This window comes from Desulfoluna sp. (assembly GCF_030145185.1).
Classification (GTDB): domain Bacteria; phylum Desulfobacterota; class Desulfobacteria; order Desulfobacterales; family Desulfolunaceae; genus Desulfoluna.
The window spans coordinates 1-19,181 of sequence record NZ_JAQYWB010000032.1 but is presented as its reverse complement, the minus strand read 5'-3'; the positions used below and the strand labels follow the sequence as shown (position 1 = coordinate 19,181).

General features: G+C 51.1%; 10 protein-coding genes. 3 read left to right on the top strand and 7 right to left on the bottom strand.

Going from position 1 to position 19,181, the window contains the following annotated elements; genetic code table 11:
* A complete protein-coding gene (locus tag Q1Q75_RS11850) occupies positions 1-4,176 on the bottom strand; it encodes a response regulator (RefSeq protein WP_300670690.1) in 4,176 nt (1,391 codons plus the stop codon).
* A 392-nt stretch (positions 4,177-4,568) separates the two neighbouring features.
* On the opposite strand from Q1Q75_RS11850, the gene Q1Q75_RS11845 reads away from it, so the two are divergent.
* On the top strand, positions 4,569-5,102 hold the full coding sequence (locus Q1Q75_RS11845) for a MarR family transcriptional regulator (protein ID WP_300670686.1): 534 nt from the start codon (positions 4,569-4,571) through the stop codon (positions 5,100-5,102).
* Positions 5,103-5,105: 3 nt separating this feature from the next.
* Here the strand turns inward: Q1Q75_RS11845 and Q1Q75_RS11840 are convergent, their stop codons facing one another.
* The 6 genes from Q1Q75_RS11840 to Q1Q75_RS11815 all read right to left on the bottom strand — a co-directional run bounded on the left by Q1Q75_RS11840 (position 5,106) and on the right by Q1Q75_RS11815 (position 12,334).
* Positions 5,106-5,486: a hypothetical protein gene (locus Q1Q75_RS11840; RefSeq protein WP_300670683.1), complete on the bottom strand. Its 381-nt coding sequence runs from the start codon at positions 5,484-5,486 to the stop codon at positions 5,106-5,108.
* A 310-nt stretch (positions 5,487-5,796) separates the two neighbouring features.
* A complete protein-coding gene (locus Q1Q75_RS11835; protein ID WP_300670681.1) occupies positions 5,797-6,915 on the bottom strand; it encodes a patatin-like phospholipase family protein in 1,119 nt (372 codons plus the stop codon).
* Positions 6,916-7,236: 321 nt separating this feature from the next.
* The gene (locus Q1Q75_RS11830; RefSeq protein ID WP_300670678.1) at positions 7,237-9,153 is read right to left on the bottom strand and encodes a long-chain fatty acid--CoA ligase; all 1,917 of its coding nucleotides are present in this window, start codon (positions 9,151-9,153) and stop codon (positions 7,237-7,239) included.
* Between the two features lie 720 nt (positions 9,154-9,873).
* Positions 9,874-10,527 carry a class I SAM-dependent methyltransferase gene (locus Q1Q75_RS11825; RefSeq protein WP_300670676.1) on the bottom strand — a complete coding sequence of 218 codons (654 nt, stop codon included), beginning with the start codon at positions 10,525-10,527 and terminating at the stop codon, positions 9,874-9,876.
* Between the two features lie 40 nt (positions 10,528-10,567).
* Positions 10,568-10,975, bottom strand: coding sequence for a CGGC domain-containing protein (locus Q1Q75_RS11820; RefSeq protein ID WP_300670673.1), 408 nt, complete (start codon positions 10,973-10,975; stop codon positions 10,568-10,570).
* Between the two features lie 357 nt (positions 10,976-11,332).
* Entirely contained in the window at positions 11,333-12,334 is a 1,002-nt protein-coding gene (locus tag Q1Q75_RS11815; RefSeq protein WP_366945203.1) for an MBL fold metallo-hydrolase, read from the bottom strand.
* A gap of 376 nt (positions 12,335-12,710) precedes the next feature.
* Between Q1Q75_RS11815 and Q1Q75_RS11810 the strand changes: the two genes are divergently transcribed.
* Positions 12,711-13,073 carry a CGGC domain-containing protein gene (locus Q1Q75_RS11810; protein ID WP_300670671.1) on the top strand — a complete coding sequence of 121 codons (363 nt, stop codon included), beginning with the start codon at positions 12,711-12,713 and terminating at the stop codon, positions 13,071-13,073.
* 916 nt (positions 13,074-13,989) lie between these two features.
* Positions 13,990-18,969 carry a papain-like cysteine protease family protein gene (locus Q1Q75_RS11805; protein WP_300670670.1) on the top strand — a complete coding sequence of 1,660 codons (4,980 nt, stop codon included), beginning with the start codon at positions 13,990-13,992 and terminating at the stop codon, positions 18,967-18,969.
* Positions 18,970-19,181 lie beyond the last annotated feature (212 nt).

The window sequence follows — 19,181 nt, the reverse complement described above, 5'->3', positions numbered from 1 at the left end:
TCAGTACAACCACACCCTCAACATAGAGAGAAGTTTTTCGGTGTTCACCGGCTTGGCAAGGTAATCACTGGCACCGGCCTCAATGCATTTACTTCTGTCCCCTTTCATGGCCTTTGCCGTCAAGGCAATAATCGGCAGCCTGGCAAACTTCTTTATTTTTCGGATCTCTGTCATGGCTTCATACCCGTCCATTTCCGGCATCATGATGTCCATGAGCACCGCGTCGACCTGGGCTGTCTCTTTCAGCTTTTCCAGACTTTCGCGTCCATTTCGAGCGATGATCACCTGGATGCTGCGCTCTTCCAGGACACTGGAGAGGGCAAACACATTGCGCATATCATCGTCCACAAGCAAGAGGGTCTTGCCACTTAAAACGGCCTCTTTGTCATGGACCATTTTAAGCATTTTTCTCTTTTCTTCTGGAAGATTGGCCTCTACCCGATGCAGAAACAAGGCCGATTCATCGAGCAGTCGCTCCGGAGATTTCACCCCTTTGACGATGATGCTTTCCGCATAGCGATTGAGTTCTTTTTCTTCATCGCGGGTTAAATCACGTCCCGTATAAATGATAATCGGGACCCGTGCGGAGGTCTCGCTCAGCCGGATCTTCTCCAGCAGCTCAAACCCGGACATGTCGTCTAAGCCCAGGTCGAGAATCATGCAGTCATACCGCCCTGTTTCAAGCTCTTTCAATGCTTCACGGCCCGTACTGACGGAGGTGGTGGCCACGTCACCGTTTCCAATAAGCGCCTCGATACTCTCACGATGGATTTTATCATCTTCCACCAGCAGGAGCCGGCTGACAGGCTTGGAGACAATGTCTTCGAGCCTGCTGAGCGCATCTTCGACCTTCTCCATGCTGACCGGTTTTGTCAGATACCCCACCGCGCCCATGCGCATGGCATCCAGGGAGCTATCGTTTGCCGACATAAAGTGAACCGGAATATGCCGGAGCTCCGGATTGTCCTTGAGACGCTCCATGACCGTCCAGCCATCGATACCGGGCAGGCCGATGTCAAGAATAATGGCGCTGGGTTTGTAATAATCAGCAAAATGAAGCCCGGCCTCGCCGTCTTCAGCCACCACGCATTTAAAACCCCGCTCACGGGCAAAATCTCGCATAATTTTGGCGGAGTTGAGATCATCTTCAATGATCAAAAGACTTTTTGTCTCAGGGGTGAGCGCTTTGCGGTCATCGTCCACATAATCGTTCTCACACGGCTGCGAGTCCCCTCCCCCGATGCCACTCACCACGGGCTCTTTTAATTCTGTGCCCTGCGCGACAGGCACCGGTCCCTGAGGGACAGGTGCCCCCTCTTGGGGGGGCATTAAGGCGGAGGGCACGACGTGACGGGTCAGGGGCAGCCCGGTTCCAGGGGTGGACACCGCTTCACCCGGGAAAGCCGTCCCGTTGTACACCTCAGGAAGGATGACGGTAAAGCGACTGCCCTGCCCTTCGGCACTTTCCAGGTAAATCGTCCCCCCAAGAAGCTTGGACAACTCCCTGGAAATAGACAACCCCAGTCCGGTGCCGCCATACTGTCGACTCGTGCTCCCGTCTGCCTGTTTAAAGGCCTGAAAAATAGCGTCTTGTTTCTCTTTTGGGATCCCGATCCCGTCGTCCTTGACCGTAAAAGCCATGGCCCCCTCAAGGCAGGTCGTAACGCCGGTAAACACCGCCGGATCCGGCCGGGAGACAGTCAGTGAAACGGTTCCCTTCTGGGTAAATTTAAACGCGTTGGTCATCAGATTCCGAAGAATTTGCTGCAACCGTTGCGAATCGGTTCGGATCGTGTCCGGGACCTCTTCAGCAACCTGTAAATCCAGGGCAATGTGTTTATCCTCGGCAACATCTTTGTACAAACGCCGAATATCCCCGATCAGCCCGCCGATCTGTACATCTTCAATGACCAGCTCCACCTTGCCCGCTTCAATCTTGGACAGATCAAGAATTTCGTTGATCAGAGCCAGCAGGTCCGCCCCCGAGGCATGAACGGCGCTGGCCGACTCCACCTGTTTCGCGGTTAAATTGCCCTCTTTGTTTCTGGATAAAAGCTGGGAGAGGATCAGGATACTGTTCAACGGAGTCCTCAGCTCGTGGGACATATTGGCCAGGAACTCCGATTTGTATTTGCTGGCGATCTCAAGATCACGGGCCTTGTGCTTGACCACCGTCTGTGCCTTGACAAGGTCGGCGTTTTTACTCGTGATGGCTTCTTTCTGTTTTTCAAGGGCCTGGGTCCGTTCTTCAAGCTCTTCGTTGGTAACGCGAAGCTCCTCCTGCTGTGCCTGAAGTTTGGATTCCGACTCCTTCAGAGCCGTCGTCTGTTCCTCCAGCTCCTCATTGGTGACGCGAAGCTCTTCCTGTTGCGCCTGAAGTTCGGATTCCGACTCTTTGAGGGCCAGGGCCTGCTCTTCCAGCTCCTCATTGGAAACACGCAGCGCCTCCTGCTGTTCCTGGGCCTGCTCAAAAAGATCGTGAATCAATTGCCTGGACCGGGCGGCGTTGAACAAGATGGCGGCATTTTCAATATTCTGATCGATAAAACGGCGCTGCAAGGGTGTAAACGGGTTCACAGACCCCAAAAGCATCACGCCGACAACGCCCCCTTCAAAGGAAATAGGCGCCGCGATAAAATGAGATGGGATGGTTTCCCCGGCCCCGTAATTAATGACAGGCACATCGGCCTTCATATCGGTAAAAATAAGGACCTCGTTTTCCATGGCCGCCTGACCGACCATCCCCTCTCCCAGCTTGATGCGATTAAAATTCCCGCTGCGATCGGTGAAGGCATAGCTGGACTTGAGTTCGAGCACATCGTCGGTCAGAAGATACAACGCCCCAAGCTGAGCATCCATGTGCCGGGTCATAAAGGAGGCGAAACGGCGAGCCAAAAGCGCGCTGTCATGCTCCCCGCGCAGTTTGTCGTCCAGCCCCTCTTTTCCGGCTTTAAGCCAATCGAGTTCCTGGAGCTTTCGAGCCATGGTGTTCAGCGCCGTTGCCAGCTCCCCGAGTTCGTCTTTCTGGGACAACTTCAATGTCAATCCCAGATCCCCGTTGGAGATGGCCTGGGCAAAACGAATATCGGAGATCAGGGGACGGGTGATGGTCTGTGAAAGAAAAAAAGCCCCCACTCCGATCAGGGCGATCAGTATTCCGGCAATCACCGTAATCGCCTGGGTGACCTTTCTCACCGGCGCCGTGATTTCATACTTGTCGATCTTGGAAATTAGATACCAGTCAAGCCCATGGAGTTTCAGCTTGTTGTAGGCCACAAGGACTTGGTTCTCCTCGCTATCGGTATAGATAGCGTGTCCGCCCTCATCACCGGCCCCCACAGCATCCGTCCAGTAGTCCAGGGGATTTTTCAGTGAAAAGCCGACCGTGTACTGGCCCTCCCCCATCGTTTTCAAGTTGCTTCGAAATTCAAACCGATTTTCATTCGTGTGGGCCCGCAAAAGATACGACTCACCGGACGCCCCCATCCCCAGCCGGGCATCCACGATATGGGTCACCTGCTCAGGGGAGAATTGAAAGATCAGGACCCCCTTGACGGCGGCCTCATCATCGAAAATGGGTTCTCCGATAAAAAGCGCCTCCAGGCCCCTGCTGGGTGCAAAAGGGAAAAAATCCGAGACAGCCGTCTTACCCGAGGCCACCACACCCCGCCACACCTCGGCCAGACCGCTCTCCTTATAGGCACCGAACTGGAGATTGGTGCCGAGATCATCCTCTCCCGCAACGGAAAAAAGAACCTCTCCCTGGGCGGCATCCACCACCAGAATATCATGGTAGCCGGCATCCTGTGCATAGGCCTCCAGCATTTTGCCATAGGGATCAACCTGACGCCAGTAGGCGGCAGATCGTGTATCCAGCCCCAATTCCTGGCCTTTCCGTGAGAGCGTTCTCTGTGTCTTGAGAATCGCCAGCAACTCCTTTACCCGCTTGGAACCGGATAGAAATTGGATCCCCTTATACCGGTCTTCAAAATATTGCTCAACCTGGTCTTTTCGAAGGGTCTGCACCGTGCTTAACTGGTCGAATGAATTGTCCATTAAGGTGGTCGTGACCAGCCGACCCCCAAAATACCCGGCAATCAACAGGGGAATGGAGCCTGTGATGATGAACAATAAGACAAGTTTAAATCGGATCCGCATATCTGAAAAACGAAACATTTTAACTCCGGAAAAAAAATTACGGGGAGAAACAGTTACCTCCATGGGTTTATAAGGTTTGCCCTAAAAAAGGTCAACCGCTGATCTAAAGAGAATGTCTGCTCAATTTTGACTCAACAGATAAAATCATGCTGAGGCCGTCTTACCTTAAGTCAAAAAAGTTAAAAATATGATTCTGAATTTAGCGTCTGACAGCCCCAGAACAGCCCCCTGTGTTTACAAAACATTCGACACAACGACACAAAGAATCAGGAAAACATGACCCGACACCCACCTCATCCCAAATCGCATCGTCCACCGACAACCCTGTTGACAGCGATCCGATTGCTCTTTACATATAGGCGTCGTAAGGCGAAACGGGACGAAGGAACAGACACTGACAGGGCGGAAAAATGAAACCAGCAGACATGCTTCAGGCACAGCTCACCTATGTGCGTTACCATCCAGACATTGATGAATCCCTTTTTGAGATCACGATGAGCTGGTTTCGAGAGATAAATAGACTCCATGAAACATTGAAAACACTGACGCAAACGATCAGTGGTCATCCGAAAGGCCGTTTTGACATGCTCAGGGGCCTTTTTCTCCATCCAGAAGGCAGCATGAGACCCACCGACCTGGCCAGGGTGGCCCGCATGACCCGCGCCTCCTCATCCCACAATCTGGACGTCATGGAGCGAGACGGCCTCATCCTCAGAAAAACCGATCCCAAGGATCGGCGCTCCGCCCGAGTCAGCCTGACCCCCAAAGGCCGCCAGTTCGTCTCAGAAATCTTGCCTCAATACCTGAAAGCCATTGAAACGGTGGCCAAAAACACCTCGACTCCTTTGAAAGAGGTCTCAGTGCAAAACATCAGACACCGCAACACCCTCCTCGAATCCATCATTGAATCCATCAAAGAAGAACAGAAGAGTGACAGGCGATAAGGGTCAGGGAACAGCGACGAGATGGATAATCTCAATCAGAGTGCCATACATATGAAAACTGACGGCACTCTTTTGCTGCCGGGCGGTGCCTTCCACTTTCAGGCCCTCTGTTTTAAATGCGTCAGGAAGATTTATCGGATCATACGCGTGGCCATCATCACCTTGGATGACAAAAAAACCGCCTTCAAGCGCCACAAATTTTATCGTGCCTGAGAGGGCTAATATCTCTGCCGGTTTGGCTACAGTCCCTTCAGAGATAACGCCCTGCGACGCAGGGGCATTGGGCCCGGACCCCTGAAGGGCCTCGGTCACCGAAATATCATTTTTGCATCCCCCCAGGATCACCCCCGCCCCTATCAGAAACAGCCCTATCATTTTTTTCATGACCACTTTCCTTTGCTGAAACTATGTAAAAAACCGGAATTTCCATTCCAAGCCAACCGGGCCACCCCGGATATTTCACGAATCGGGTGCGCTTATCTGCAAGGCATCAGAGCTGCAGATGTAGTGGTTTACCTCAATGCTCTGATAACGCAGCAGATGAGTGCACCCGGCTCGCCCGAAGGGTGAGAAAAGCGAACAGATAACCGTGAATTATATTTTGTATTTTTGAAATAACTGGATTTCCCGCAATAAACTATCGTAATAACAGCTTATTGCTTTGAATTGACCGTTTTCTCATGAAATATCCGGGTTAACCGGCATGCTCGGTGCCTATATCAAAGAATTCTTTCTTCAAATCAACGGTTGACTGGTTTCCGATGGCCTCATAATTTTTCTGGAGCCACCAGTCGGCCGTCGCCCGTCCCCGCTCAAAGAGATCCGTCAGAAAAGTCCAATCACTGTTGAACTTACTGGAGACCTTTAAATCACACAGAATTTTGTCCGCACGAACCGAGTGAACAAACATATGCTTCAGGCGATCTTTGTATTCATCCTTCAGCCACCCCTCCTCAATAAGCTTTGTCACAAACGCAATGGAACGCAACTCTTTCATCAGAGATGAATTAAACTCAATTTCATTCAATCGATCCATGATCTCACTGGCATCGGTGGGCAGCCCCTCTCGGATGAGAGGGTTTATATGAATGATCACCACATCACGCGTCTCCGTGTGGTAAAACAACGGGAAAATGGCCGGGTTGCCCATATACCCACCGTCCCAATAATACTCTTTGTCAATTTCAACGGCCTGATACAGTTGGGGCAGGCATGCCGAAGCCATGACGACATCCAGGGTGATTTCGTCTGTCGTAAAAACACGCACCTTCCCGGTTCGGATTTTGGTGGTGCTGACAAAAAGGCGGGTCTCCTGGCAGCGATTCAACACCTCAAAATCCACGGCTTTAGCAAGGATATCCCGCAATGGATTGATGTTCATCGGGTTGAACTGATAGGGGGAAAACGTCCGGCTCATGAGGTCAAACAGGTTAAATGAAAATGAGGTGTCGATATTCCATTGATCAAACATTTTTTCCCAGGGAGGCGACCCCATCGGATTAAACATCCGCGCGGTATCACTGACGTCTTTCCAGAAAGCATGCATCGCCTGCCTCGCCCCCTCCGCCCCGCCGACCATGTTCCCATAGGCATACACCACGGCATTCATCGCCCCGGCACTGGTCCCGCATAACCCGTCAATTTTCAGGCGCCCGTCTTCAATAAATCGATCCATCACGCCCCAGGTAAAGGCTCCGTGAGACCCGCCCCCCTGGAGGGCAAGGTTGATGTTTTTCTGGTGATTCCCCTTCCCATCAGGGGCTGGGCAACCGCACGCATCCGTCGCTTCACGGGCTTTCCCGTTACGCTTCATGGCGAAACTCCTTCATATTCTGGGTCATTAAAAAGGATGATTGACGCCTGGTATCAGGCCGCACGATGTCTTATAGGACGAGGCGAATCACGAGGAGGCGGGGCATGAGGATTGTCCGGTCATCCCTGGACAGGGGTGGCATACCAATCATCGATTGATGATACGCGTTTTCTTTCTAAAGATCGCCTGTTTTCGGTTCCTTGAAAACAGCATTCCGGGCAGCGGGTCAGGTGAAAAAACCGACCACGCCTGGGGTTCATTCCAATCGCCCCTCCCCTGCAGAAAGACAGGGAAGGGGCAATCCGATCATAAAAATTCGAATTATGCCATGTACAAGGCTTCAATGGTCTCTCTGTAGTTTTTAGAAATCACATGTTTCTTGGTTTTCTGGGTGGGTGTCAACTCACAGGTTTCTTCCGTGAACCGTCTCTTGATCAACGCGTAATTCTTAATCGATTCAAAGCCTTCGAGTCCTTTATTGGCTTCTTCCACTTCTATTGAAATCAGCTCCTTAAGCCTGGGGTTTTCTATAAAGTCATCCCCCACTTCCACGCAGACGGGTGCGCCGGTAAAATTTGAAAAGACAAGTTTGCTTTTATCGTACGGAATGCTTTCGCTCTCAAAGACAGAGATAACATGCATAAAATTGGGAACGATCAGTGCGGTCAGATATTTTTTCTCGTCCCCCACCGGAAAGACCTGTTCAACGTAAGGGCTGGTTGCAAACACGCCCTCGACTTTTAACGGGGCAATATTTTTCCCCGTGGACAGACAAATAATCGCTTTTTTCCTGTCAACCACTTTAAAGTAACCATTATCGTCCTGAATGACGATATCCCCTGTTCGGGTCCATCCGTCCGCAGTAAAAGAGACCTTGTCCTCTTCCGGCTTGTTCAAATAACCGGAAAACAGACCGGCACCCCCGATTTCAAGCTCGCCGTCCTCGGCGATTCGTCCCGTGGAACCGTTTGCCGGAGGCCCGACAAACCCAGGCTTGCAAGCGGTCAGAGGATTAAGGACACAGGCATTGCAGGATTCTGTGGAGCCGTACCCTTCAATGACCGGGAAACCAAGGATATAATAGAATTTTAAGAGATCAGGCGAGATGCCCGCGCTGGCCGAAAAAGCAAAACGAAAACGGCTTCCAAAAAGGGCTCTGACCTTGGAATAGATAAGCTTGTCAGCCATTTTGTACTTGAACCTGAGCCAGGAGGGAAGCCGTGACAGCAAATCGCATGAAGGCGACATATCAATTCTGCCGAACTCATCCGTTTTATACAGAATCGCATCTTCCCCCACCGAGATGGCCCAGTTAAAGAGGGCTTTTTTTACGACACTTTGAGACATGGACAGCCTGAGCTGAATATAGATCTTTTCATACAGGCGAGGCACACAGTTAAACCACGTGGGATTGTACCTCTTCATATCGGCCAGGATGGTCGACGGTTTGTCGGCATAGGCAATCGTGGAACCCTGCCAGATCGCCATGCCCTGGCAAGAGCCTCTGTCGAAGATATGCGCCAGGGGAAGAAAGGACAAGGTCACGTCCTCCTCGGTCACATCCATATCGTACTTGCTGAAATAATCTCGAACCCCCCGCATCCTTGAGGAAAGAGACCAGTGGGTGAGGATCACGCCTTTCCCAAGCCCCGTCGTCCCGGAGGTGTAAAGTATGGTGTACCAATCCATGATGTCTACACCTTTCCATCGTTCTTCATAAAGATGAAAAGATGCTGCCGCATACTCTTTCCCAAGCGCCATCAACTCTTTCATGCTGATGATTTTCGGGTCATCGGAGGTATACGCCATATCCAGGATAATAATTTTTTCAACGGATGGCATCTTATCGAGCCCCGGCAAGACTCTCTCCAGAAGTTCCTTACTGCCGATCAAGAGGTAGCGGCACTGTGAATCGTTAACGATATAATCAATTTCAGAAAGAGAAAGCGTGGGATAAATGGACACACTGACGGCACCGGCGTTGGAAATGGCCATATCCACATGGGTCCAGTATGGACTGCTCGCGGCAAGGATTCCCGCACGGTCCCGCCTGTCCAGCCCTAACGAGAGGAGCCCGCATGCCAGGTACTCAACACGCTGCTTCATCTCATCCCAGGTAAACGTTCCGACACCTTCGGAATAGAGGGTGGAATTAAATCGCTGGGCAACCCGATCCCCGAGCCTGTTCGCACTGGTGTAAAAAGCTTCACATACCGTCAGTAATTTTGGCTCTGTCATAGACGACCTCACTCTTCTCTTATTGATTAGTGTACGCAAGGTATAGACGTGATTTATGAGGGGACTCAGCAACTTGCTGGGACTGCCTCAATACGAGAATCCCTTTAGCCTGACAAAAACTTAGCATAAGAACTTTTGTAAGACAAGCACGCGAGGGGAACCTCTGGGCCCCAAGGGGAGCTGACAGAACCCGTATTGATTGATACAAAAAAGAGACACAGGCACGATGACCGGCACCACAGCTCCTGCAACCCGGAAGCATTCAAAATGCTCCTGTCGATAGAACGTGACCGCATGGAAGCGCCCCTTTTGGGGGTGGACCTTTGCATATAAAAATTCAATAAAACCGATATTTTTAATGGTCTAAGCGCAGAAAGCGCATGCCTCTGTCGGCAAGGTGAGGCCACCTTAAAAGTGGGGCTTGGCAAAGACGCCAGGCAGAGCGGAATGTACCACACATAGCGTTCACATTCGCGTGAAGGGTGAAGGTGTGTGGGGGGGCACGTGTCGCAGCAAAATAGGCTTTTCCAAGAGAACTTGGACCCGTGAGCGGATCATTGGTCGCAAGCGCATGCTATGAAGGTGTTTCCGAATCCATTCACGGGCAAGCATGAACCGACATCACTCCAGTGACACTGTGTGCCACCTTAAAACAGCCTGAAAGGGTACGAAAAAATTAAGGCAAAATTTTCATAAAAAAATTCCGAAGGGCTCAGCCCCTCACTCTTTACTGAGCAGCTGCAGCTCCTGCCACTCCTGCAACAGGACAGGTCGGGTACTCATATCCACCCCCGGCTGTCTTCCCATCTGCTGAGCCAATGCGATGTCAAAGGGCGTATCATAGTAATCAAAAACCCACTGGTACATCTCCTCAGGCGTCTCAAAAACCCATTGGCTGGCAAAGGCCTCCCGCCGATGAACCACCCAATCACTCTCCGCAATGGCCTGCTGAGCTTCCAGCTTTTCCTGGTCTTCTTGATGAAGAACCTTGCAAATCTCCTCGATCCCGCCCTCGTTCAACGGCTCAAGGACCAGGACGACGCCCTTGTCTTTGAGGACCCTTGAGGCCTCCTGAAGCGCTAACCTGCTGTCCTGATGGTGAAGAGAAAGGCTGAATAAAACGAGGTCAAAACGGCCGTCAGGAAAATCCAACCATTCCCCCGAACCCACGAAAAAATCTGCGCTCGGCACTTTCTTCCTGGCCGTTTCAATACACTTGCCATCGGGATCGATGGCGGTGAGGTGTTTCACCTTTCCCACCAGCCAGGAAGTAAGTCGTCCATCCCCGCATCCAATTTCGAGAACCTCTGACCCCGTCATATCCACACATTGCAACATCACCTCAAGGGTTCTCTGCTCACTGTTTTGTCTCATCGATTCTCCCGGATCCATTAGAAGGGGGATGGCTGTACCATCAGTGCGTGTATTCGATCAACTCGATATCCGGACCGATTTTCGCGGCAACGGCATTCCTTATGGCCTCAAAATGCGGGCAGGGAAAACCAATAGGGTTACCTTTAGATATACAGGAAGCAAGGGCAATGACCTCAGCGCCTCGATCCACCATCAGCTTGGCCCGAGCCACCGCACGCTTACCCGGGCACCCACCGCAGGTGACAAATCCCACGATCTTTACAGGGCCTAAATGCTCGAAACCAAGGGTCCCGGCCGAGGCCACCTTAAAATCTGAAGTCCCCGGACACATGTCCTCTGTTTGCTGACAACGGATAATACCTACTTTTTTCATTACTTTCTCCTTGGAAGTGCTGGCACAAAAAAATAAAACAGACAAACAATCGAGGCCTCCGGCGACACCATTCATCTGAACAGTAACCTGCAGCCCGGCTCGCGCTCCCGACTGCCCCCAAGGACATACGCCACGACCCACAATATATCAAGAAAATACAGGAAGTATTGTTCATAAGAACTAACGAGTAACACAAAGAGCAAACTCGGCTCGCCCGAAGGGTGAGAAAAGCGAATAGAAAACGGCAAATTACATTTTGCATTTTTGAAATATCTATATTTTTCTTTGTAACACGCCGTAATAATGTATTATTGTTTTGGTATGGTTATTTTCCCCTGAAATATCCGGGCCAAACGGGCCGAACCCCCATGCTCGAAGAGGCCACAACGAATTTGATTGCCGCCCCATGTCAGAACACGTCTTCATTATTTTTCAGTCCAGAAGACCTTCTTCCCTGAGGCACACCGCAACAACATGATGCACAAAGACAACTTGCCTCGGATAATTCACCAGCTTCAGCATCCGGAAAAGTGGAGACTCCTGGATCAACAGCCTTGTCAGCCTGCGTACATCTTTATCCTCCCCGCTTAAACGATAGGCGGCCAAGACTTCATTACGCATCACCTCCAAGCGTCGAATATGAAAATCGAGATAACTTAAAATCTCTTCTCTCCCCTGCTTCACAAGCCCATGCGCCGGGAGCAGCGTATCGACTTGCTCGGCCCGACACAGTGCCTTCAGCATCTCCAGGCTATGTAGACAATCCTTCAAAGACCCTGACACAAAGACCGGATTCCCTATCCAATCCGCATCACTGACAAACAGCGCTTTCTGTTCCGGCCAGAAAAGCGAGACGGAGCAGGTGCTGTGCCCTGGCGTGGGTAAAAGGATCTTATGGCCCACCCTCCAACCCCGCACAGTCACCCCGCCCAAATTCATAATCTGCAGATCGTCTTGCCTGAGCGGCTCCGGTTCAACAGACCCATTGACAGGGTCTGGCCAGGAAAGACTGCCGACCACGCCGAGTAATTTTCGCGTCATCCTGGGAGAGAGTGCGTCCAGTCCCGCCAAAAAAAACATCAACACATTGTAGGGGAAGGAAAAGGCCAGATAGGGATTGAAGTATTTGCTGGATTCAGCAAACATATTCTCTATAAAGGGTGCGGGTTTATTTTTCACTTCCCCCCCTTGAAACCCCTCCTCATGGAGGTAAATATGGGTCTCTGGAGCCCCGATCACGTCGCTTAAGAAAAAATTATTCGCATGATCCATGTGCGAATGCCCCGCAATAAGAAAGGCCTTTTTCCATTTCACCTGCCCCTTCTTTCTCCTGCGAATATGAGCCTCCACTCTCTTCGCTATCCCTTTCCCACAGGAGGGGTCGAAGAGAATCACTTCATCACCTTCTTCGAGAAAATACATGTGACTGGCCATGGGCTCTATCATCAGATTGCGGGAAATAGACCCATTGAACATGAAAATACCGTTTTTAATTTCCGCGGGCTGCATGTTCATTTTGAGTGTCTCCTTGGCTGTGAATGTGAATTTTGAGATTTTATCTGTCACCTCTTCAGCTTTAAAAAAAGCCTCCGGCGGCAAGGAAGCGGGTTCCGATCTTCTGGGGACAGGCACCAGCGTCTTTTCATTGCCGGCCCCCAATCGGTCTCTCATAGAGCCACGAGTCGCGGCATCTTTCCCCTTTTAAAAAACCGCCCCCTTGCAATTCTATCCATAAGTATCATAAGTATTACAAGGATAAATAATGAGACCAGTAAATAGAAGGAATAACCCTATCCATACGGGAGGACACATGGAAAAGATTTTGATTGTCGGTTGCAAGAAAGCCATGGATGATGTGTGCATCGGCTGTTCAAGGTGCCTGGTGGGTTTCAATCGCCGGGAGGGAGAATTTGAGAGGTATGATCAAGACGCAGAGATAATCGGCCTGCTCAACTGCGGAGACTGCCCAGGGGCCACCATCGTGACACGCCTGGCCCAGGTGAATTTATGGAACAAGCCCATGAACGAAACACCCACCAAGGTGCATATTGCGCCCTGCATCACCGACCACTGCCCGTACAGTGAGACCTTGATCAAAAAAATCAAGGCCAAAGCCGGGGTAGAGGTGATCGAAGGCGCCCACCCGTATAAGCCAAACGATATCTTCTCCTGAATCGAGCGTCGCCCGCAGCAACGGCTTGCGGGCGATGTTTGCACCCCGCCAAAATGAAACATCCCATTGAAGCAATCCATAAACGGCGCTCTCATGCTTATTAAAAAGCATGGAACGAGGATCAATTCATTCGTTTCAAAGGAGAGTCAAACGTTTTTTCGATATAATGTTGAATGTTGCCCACTGCATTTTCAATGCCGTTTCCTTCCTTTATGGCCATTGCAAGAGTCTCTGCTTTTCTTTTCATAGCAGGATAGGACAAAGGGACAGGCGAAATGCGTCTCCGGTTAAATCTCATGTAAGGGCGCGTACCGTTCGTCTGATTCCTGCGAAAAAAAGCCGCATAATCACCGGTGGTTCCATTTAAATTTTGGTGTGGGATGATGAGTCGACGCCTATCCCGGATATTTCACGAATCGTATGTCTTCACCTCAACAGGGATTGGGTGCTGAATTCGTTCTTATCGCTGGCAGGTTCATGCGTTGATTGATGACATGAGATAGGGAAGGGGCGGGAAACCATGGAACCCGCTGGCATGCAGTGGAATTCGGGTGCTATTTTCATGCATTCCGGAGCAGAATGTGGGGACGGACCCTTTCCCTATGGCTTGACCTTTTGCTCAATATGTGAAAGGTTCTACTGAATAACAACACGCCTTATCTATCCTTATTGACTATATTTATTGTCTGTACTTAAGACCCGCCATCACATTTTATAAGATTTACCGGTCTGGTACGATACCGCGAGCCCATGCGAGCACCAGGACCGTCTGTTATGACAACCCGCTTTAATGCGTGGCACCCCCTTCATCACTTTTCGTCTATTTTTATTTGCGACAGCCCTTAATCTTCAGTTGTCCTGCATTTTTTTTTGCGATTAAAGCCGATATTTCTTTTGATCATCTCAAGGAGGTAACATGCAAAGAGAAAGTGTCAACGCTGTTTTGGTTCCAGTCAGTCTGGGTGATGCATCCCATGACTATTCAGGCCATTTTGTGAAGGTCAGTTACATTCAGGCCCTCGGGGGGAATTCTGTTTTCAGCAAAGACCGCTCAGATGTTGCGGGTGATGGCTCCTTCCGATTTTTTATTCCGAAAAAGGAGTTGCTTACGGATGAAAGGGTGACCGTCGAAGTCTATGCGCCTGACGGTGAATTGCTGGGTCGGCAACTCTACAGCTATGGGAGTCTGAATGCGGCGGATATTTCAGGCAGTGCCGATGACGAAACGTCACCTCTCGCCATAGAGGTCGACCCAAAAATAATCACCTTCAACGACATGAGTCCCGCGGAGAAAGCGTATAAGAAAATAAGCGGTAAACTCATTGACCTCACCGGGGAGCGGAAAGCCACGGGGCTGCAGCTTATTGTCATGGCCAGTGAGGACCCGCATGCAGCCTTCGACAGCGAGAGTTACACCCCCGTTTTTTCGGCGGTAACCGATCAGCAGGGATACTTTTTTGGCCGCGCAGCAAACAAAACATACCAGCAGGTGTATGGCGTGATTGCCGGGCTGGAAGCCCAGCCCGTCGCCATTGCCCTCGACGACGGGAAGTTGCCCAAAGAGATCATTCTCGTTGCCGATTTATCAGATCTTCCTGAATGTTTTGCCTGCAACCAGGGCACCCCTGCCCTGCCCGACGGAGACGACCTGGTCAACTCCCCTGCTTTCTCCCAGGATTTGGGCGGCCACTGTGTCGATTTTACGGTGCCGAACAGAACCCTGGAAGAGTTTAGTTTTTATCATACCGTCCGAACAACAGAACCGGAGATCAAAGGGTTAACGATCACGACCCGAGAGAGCAAACTCCTCAGAAATGAGCTGTTTGCCATTTCAGATGATCTGTTTGCTCTGTTCGGCAGGCTCAACAACTCATTGACAGCCTTGTCAGTCATTCCCTATTCCGTAGACGAAGAGATCACAGAGAGCGCCGATGAGGAGCACACCACCAAACGATCGGCAGCCCCGACAGAACAGCCCCGGGGCCTCCGAACCAAGGCCGCCTATGCCCCCGCCGTTTACCGTTTGCAGGTTTCATCGGGCATCAATAAGTTTAAGCTAAACACACAGGACCTCCTGCAGGTGAACAAGGACGTCACGTTCAGCGACCTCATCAAGGTGCTCTCCGAACAAGACCAGCGAAAAAAGAAACTTTTACGCCTCCATCAAAAGCTTGCAGCGGCTTATTGCGGGAAACACGGAGTTCAGGAGGCAAAAACCTATTGTGAAACCCTGGGATCCAAGGCCACTCTGAACCGTGAGACCATGGCATCCCTGCTGGGTCATATCAAAGAGTATGCGGATTTTATCAAGACCAGCAGGAAGCTCAGCAAGGCGTTTGATACCTTTCTGGCCGAACTTCGCGAGTTGTTGAAGCAACCCTATGTGGATTCCAGTCTCATTGACATCATGAAGAGCAAATGCGGAAAATTAATCCATGCCGTCGATAAGGACACTCCGGAGTCTCAAGATCAAGAAGAGCTGCTGGGGTATCTGAGACGGATCATGGCCGAGCTGGTCACGGTCCAGGATGATCAACTCTCGGGTTTCGAGCCTTGTCCCCCTTTGGAAAAGACCGATACGGTTGGCATTCTCTGCCTGATGCATCAATTTGACGACATCAAAGAGACCCTGCGAGACAAGTCGATCTTCTCCCTCGGAGAGATTGTGATGATGCGGTCGAATTATGATACATTTTTGGCCAGTATCTCTTCTTTCTTGAACCTTTTGGGAGAGTTCCACTCTTTTTATACCTCAAGTTCGAAATACATGATCTCCCTCGAAGACGACTATTTCATCAAACACTATGACAACATAAAAAACACCCTGATCTCCTTTAAAAGACAGATTTACAGGGCCATTAATAAGATAGAGGAGATTGAGCGGGCCTATATCTCCAACCATCCGGGCCGGAAAGAGCTAAGCGTCGAAAACAGTGTGGACTGGGACGAAACGCCGACGATTTATGAAAACACCACGATTGCCCACGGACATATCCTGCACTTTAAACAGAAGTGGAAAGCAGATGGATATTCCCTTGGGGACCTTCTTTACAGCCTGCCCCTTGCGCCCTGCCAGGAGAAACAGATTGCCATTGTGGATTGGGACAGAGAAGAACGCGCAGGCAGGGTGGAAACGCAAACCGTTTCGGAAGAACTTGCCGCGGGAATTTCGAGGGATCGGGATATCAGTGAAATCATCAGCTCCTCATTCCGAGAAAACATCAATGCAAGCTCAACCAACAAGACAAGCTCAACCAGTGCCGGAATCGGCGGGGCTTTGGGGGGCTTCTTAGGCCCTGTCGCCCTCGGCCTTGCTGGCGGCGTCTCCCATTCCGGGGCGTCATCCAAGTCGACGGCGGCACAGAACTCGGCAAGGAATCTCTCGGGAAGTTCACTGAACAGGCTGCAGGACACCGTTGCACAATCGGCGTCCGCTCTCAGAAGCCAGAGAAATACGGTGATTCAAACGATAGGGCAAAATGAAACCGTCAACGTGCAGACAGAAGTGATCAAAAACAACAACCACTGCCACGCCATGACCGTCGAGTATTTTGAAGTGCTCAAGCATTACGCCATCGAGCAGGAGCTGGTGGATGTGCAGGAGTGCCTTTTCGTGCCGCTGCCCATGAGCTACTTCGATCATCAGAAGGTGCTTCGCTGGAACCATACGCTGCGTCGGGCCATATACGGACGCAAGCTCCGAAGAGGGTTTGATGCCATCGAGCGTATTGAGACAAACTATGCGAACTCCGATCTTCCTGAAGGGACTTACGGCGACGAGAACATCGAAGAGTTTACCGGCCACTTCAGCCTCTCTTTTGAGCTGACCAGGCCGTACATCAGTGCCATCGAAGAGCTTACCAAAACAGAGGAGTACGACCTCTCTCTTGATTTTCCCTGGTTTTTCGGAAAGATGGTCTTCAATCTGGAGCGGGAGGTGCCGTTGACGGAACAGGAGAAGGACGCTGTTTTCGAAGCGCAGTACGCCCCGGAGATCGTCCGCTCCTTTATTGAAACCCTTCAGGTGGACGGGGTGGCCGACGATGGCACCGAAGAGACACTTGAACTTGACTTTACGCTGCTCTCTCATTACCGACGGGGCATGCCCTTACGCGTCAGTATCGCGAGCAAAGAAAAACAAATCATTACGCGCAAGCAGATCAAGCACCTGCGTTTCCGGGCCAATACGAGCGTTAAACGGTCCTCGAAGATCATCCTGCGCACGGCATACCTACATTACCGAACCCATCATCTCAGTGAATATATTGTGCGTAACGGCCGAGTCAATAACGACATCATCAACACCACAGACGTAAAAATCGATCTTTCGACATTCCCATGGTTTGAGATAGAGACCAAAACAGATGCCGCGCTAATCTACACGCCGCTTTCGAGCAAGGAACTCCGAGACCCCAGAAAAGAAGACCGGGAAGCAGCGTCGCTGTTGATCAACTTTTTGAACGAACACATGGAGCGGGCACATAAAATCATTTGGATGAGCATGGACGAAAGCCGTCTTTTCGGATTGCTTGATGGGTACATCGCCCCCCATTCCGGAGGTAGAAGTGTCGCCAGCGTCGTTGGAAATAACATTATCGGTGTCGTGGGCAACAACCTGGTCCTGAACGTTGTGCCGGGAGAGCGGCTTGACCCTGTCTTCCGGAAACTGCAAGATCTTCTGGCTTACTACCAGCCCACAACGCCTCAAGATCCTTTCCGTATCAGTGTTCCGACCAAAGGCGTCTACGCCGAATCGGTTCTGGGACGCTGCAACAGCTGCGAAGAGATCGACGACACCCGGCTCTGGCGCTTTGAAGAGTCGCCGTGCGGATCGAAACCGACGCCCATCAATGCGGTTTCAACCGAGAGCCGTAAAAGTGACCCGGGCAACCTGCAGGTGAAAGATCTTCCGGCACATATTGTCAACATGCAGTCGGCGCCTGCGGCACCTGATCCCACCGGGCTGGCCGCCGCCTATGCGCTTCTGGGCAAGGGGGATGCCTTTAAAGATATGACAGGGCTCGCCGGGACCCAGGCCAATGCCCTGCAGGCATTGCAAACGACCTCCAAGAGCGTGACGGATCTGGCTGGATTGGCCGCTGATATTCAAAAACAGCAGTCGATGAAAAAAGATATCGGTAAAACACTGAAAACCATCGATGAGGCCAAACAAAACAATCAGATTACAAAGGAACAGGCCAACACACTCACCCACAGTGCGCTCAACTCATTGGTTGGGGAACCCACGAAGAAAACGAAGCTGAGCGAAGAGAAAGAGGTCAAAGAAGCCATCAAGAAAGCCTCAGACAATAAGAAAGATCTTAAAATCAAACGCGACAACGAATCTGTAACCATCGCCGTTCCAGCCTCCGGAGCCAGCACCGGGGGGACGAGCTTCGATTACACGGTGCCCGGCCTGGTCCCCATTGTTGCGCAGCCGACCAACAATACCTGCTGGGCCACGGTGGCAACCATGATGCTTTCCTGGCACGACAAGCAATCCTACACCATTACTGCGGCCATGGACAAAGCCGGAGCCAAATACCGAACGATGTTTGATAACGACGAGGGCCTGAAAGCCGCCGACCATGAGGCGTTTGCCCTGGCTTGTGGCATGAAGGGAGAACCACCGATGAGTTATACGATCAGCGGGATACGCTCGCTCATCGAAACCCATGGCCCGCTCATCGCAATCGCCGATGAAGCGCCGGGGGCAAGCTGGGCCATCCATGCCCGAGTGATTCGTGGCATCTATGGGGACGGCACCGCTGACAACACATTTTTAAGAATCAACGATCCAGGCAACGGTCGGCAGTACAGCGAGTCCTTCAGGGCCTTTGCCAAAAAATACGAGGAAGTCGCCGATGCGCCTCGTATACAGATTATGCATTACTAACCCGGATATTTCACGAGTTGGGTGCGCTCATATGCAAGGCATCAGAGCTGAAGATATAGGGTTTACCTTAACCCGGATATTTCACGAGTTGGGTGCGCTCATATGCAAGGCATCAGAGCTGAAGATGTAGTGGTTTACCTCAAGGCTCTGATAACGCGGCAGATGAGTGCACCCGGCTCGCCCGAAGGGTGAGAAAATCAAACAGAATACCG

Bases quoted from the DNA above. Each gene is read 5' to 3' on its own strand.
- Q1Q75_RS11835 (WP_300670681.1), bottom strand. From the start codon at position 6,915: ATGAAGCGTAACGGGAAAGCCCGTGAAGCGACGGATGCGTGCGGTTGC.
- Q1Q75_RS11845 (WP_300670686.1), top strand. From the start codon at position 4,569: ATGAAACCAGCAGACATGCTTCAGGCACAGCTCACCTATGTGCGTTAC.
- Q1Q75_RS11805 (WP_300670670.1), top strand. From the start codon at position 13,990: ATGCAAAGAGAAAGTGTCAACGCTGTTTTGGTTCCAGTCAGTCTGGGT.
- Q1Q75_RS11815 (WP_366945203.1), bottom strand. From the start codon at position 12,334: ATGGCCAGTCACATGTATTTTCTCGAAGAAGGTGATGAAGTGATTCTC.
- Q1Q75_RS11825 (WP_300670676.1), bottom strand. From the start codon at position 10,527: ATGAGACAAAACAGTGAGCAGAGAACCCTTGAGGTGATGTTGCAATGT.
- Q1Q75_RS11810 (WP_300670671.1), top strand. From the start codon at position 12,711: ATGGAAAAGATTTTGATTGTCGGTTGCAAGAAAGCCATGGATGATGTG.
- Q1Q75_RS11840 (WP_300670683.1), bottom strand. From the start codon at position 5,486: ATGAAAAAAATGATAGGGCTGTTTCTGATAGGGGCGGGGGTGATCCTG.
- Q1Q75_RS11830 (WP_300670678.1), bottom strand. From the start codon at position 9,153: ATGACAGAGCCAAAATTACTGACGGTATGTGAAGCTTTTTACACCAGT.
- Q1Q75_RS11820 (WP_300670673.1), bottom strand. From the start codon at position 10,975: ATGAATGGTGTCGCCGGAGGCCTCGATTGTTTGTCTGTTTTATTTTTT.
- Q1Q75_RS11850 (WP_300670690.1), bottom strand. From the start codon at position 4,176: ATGTTTCGTTTTTCAGATATGCGGATCCGATTTAAACTTGTCTTATTG.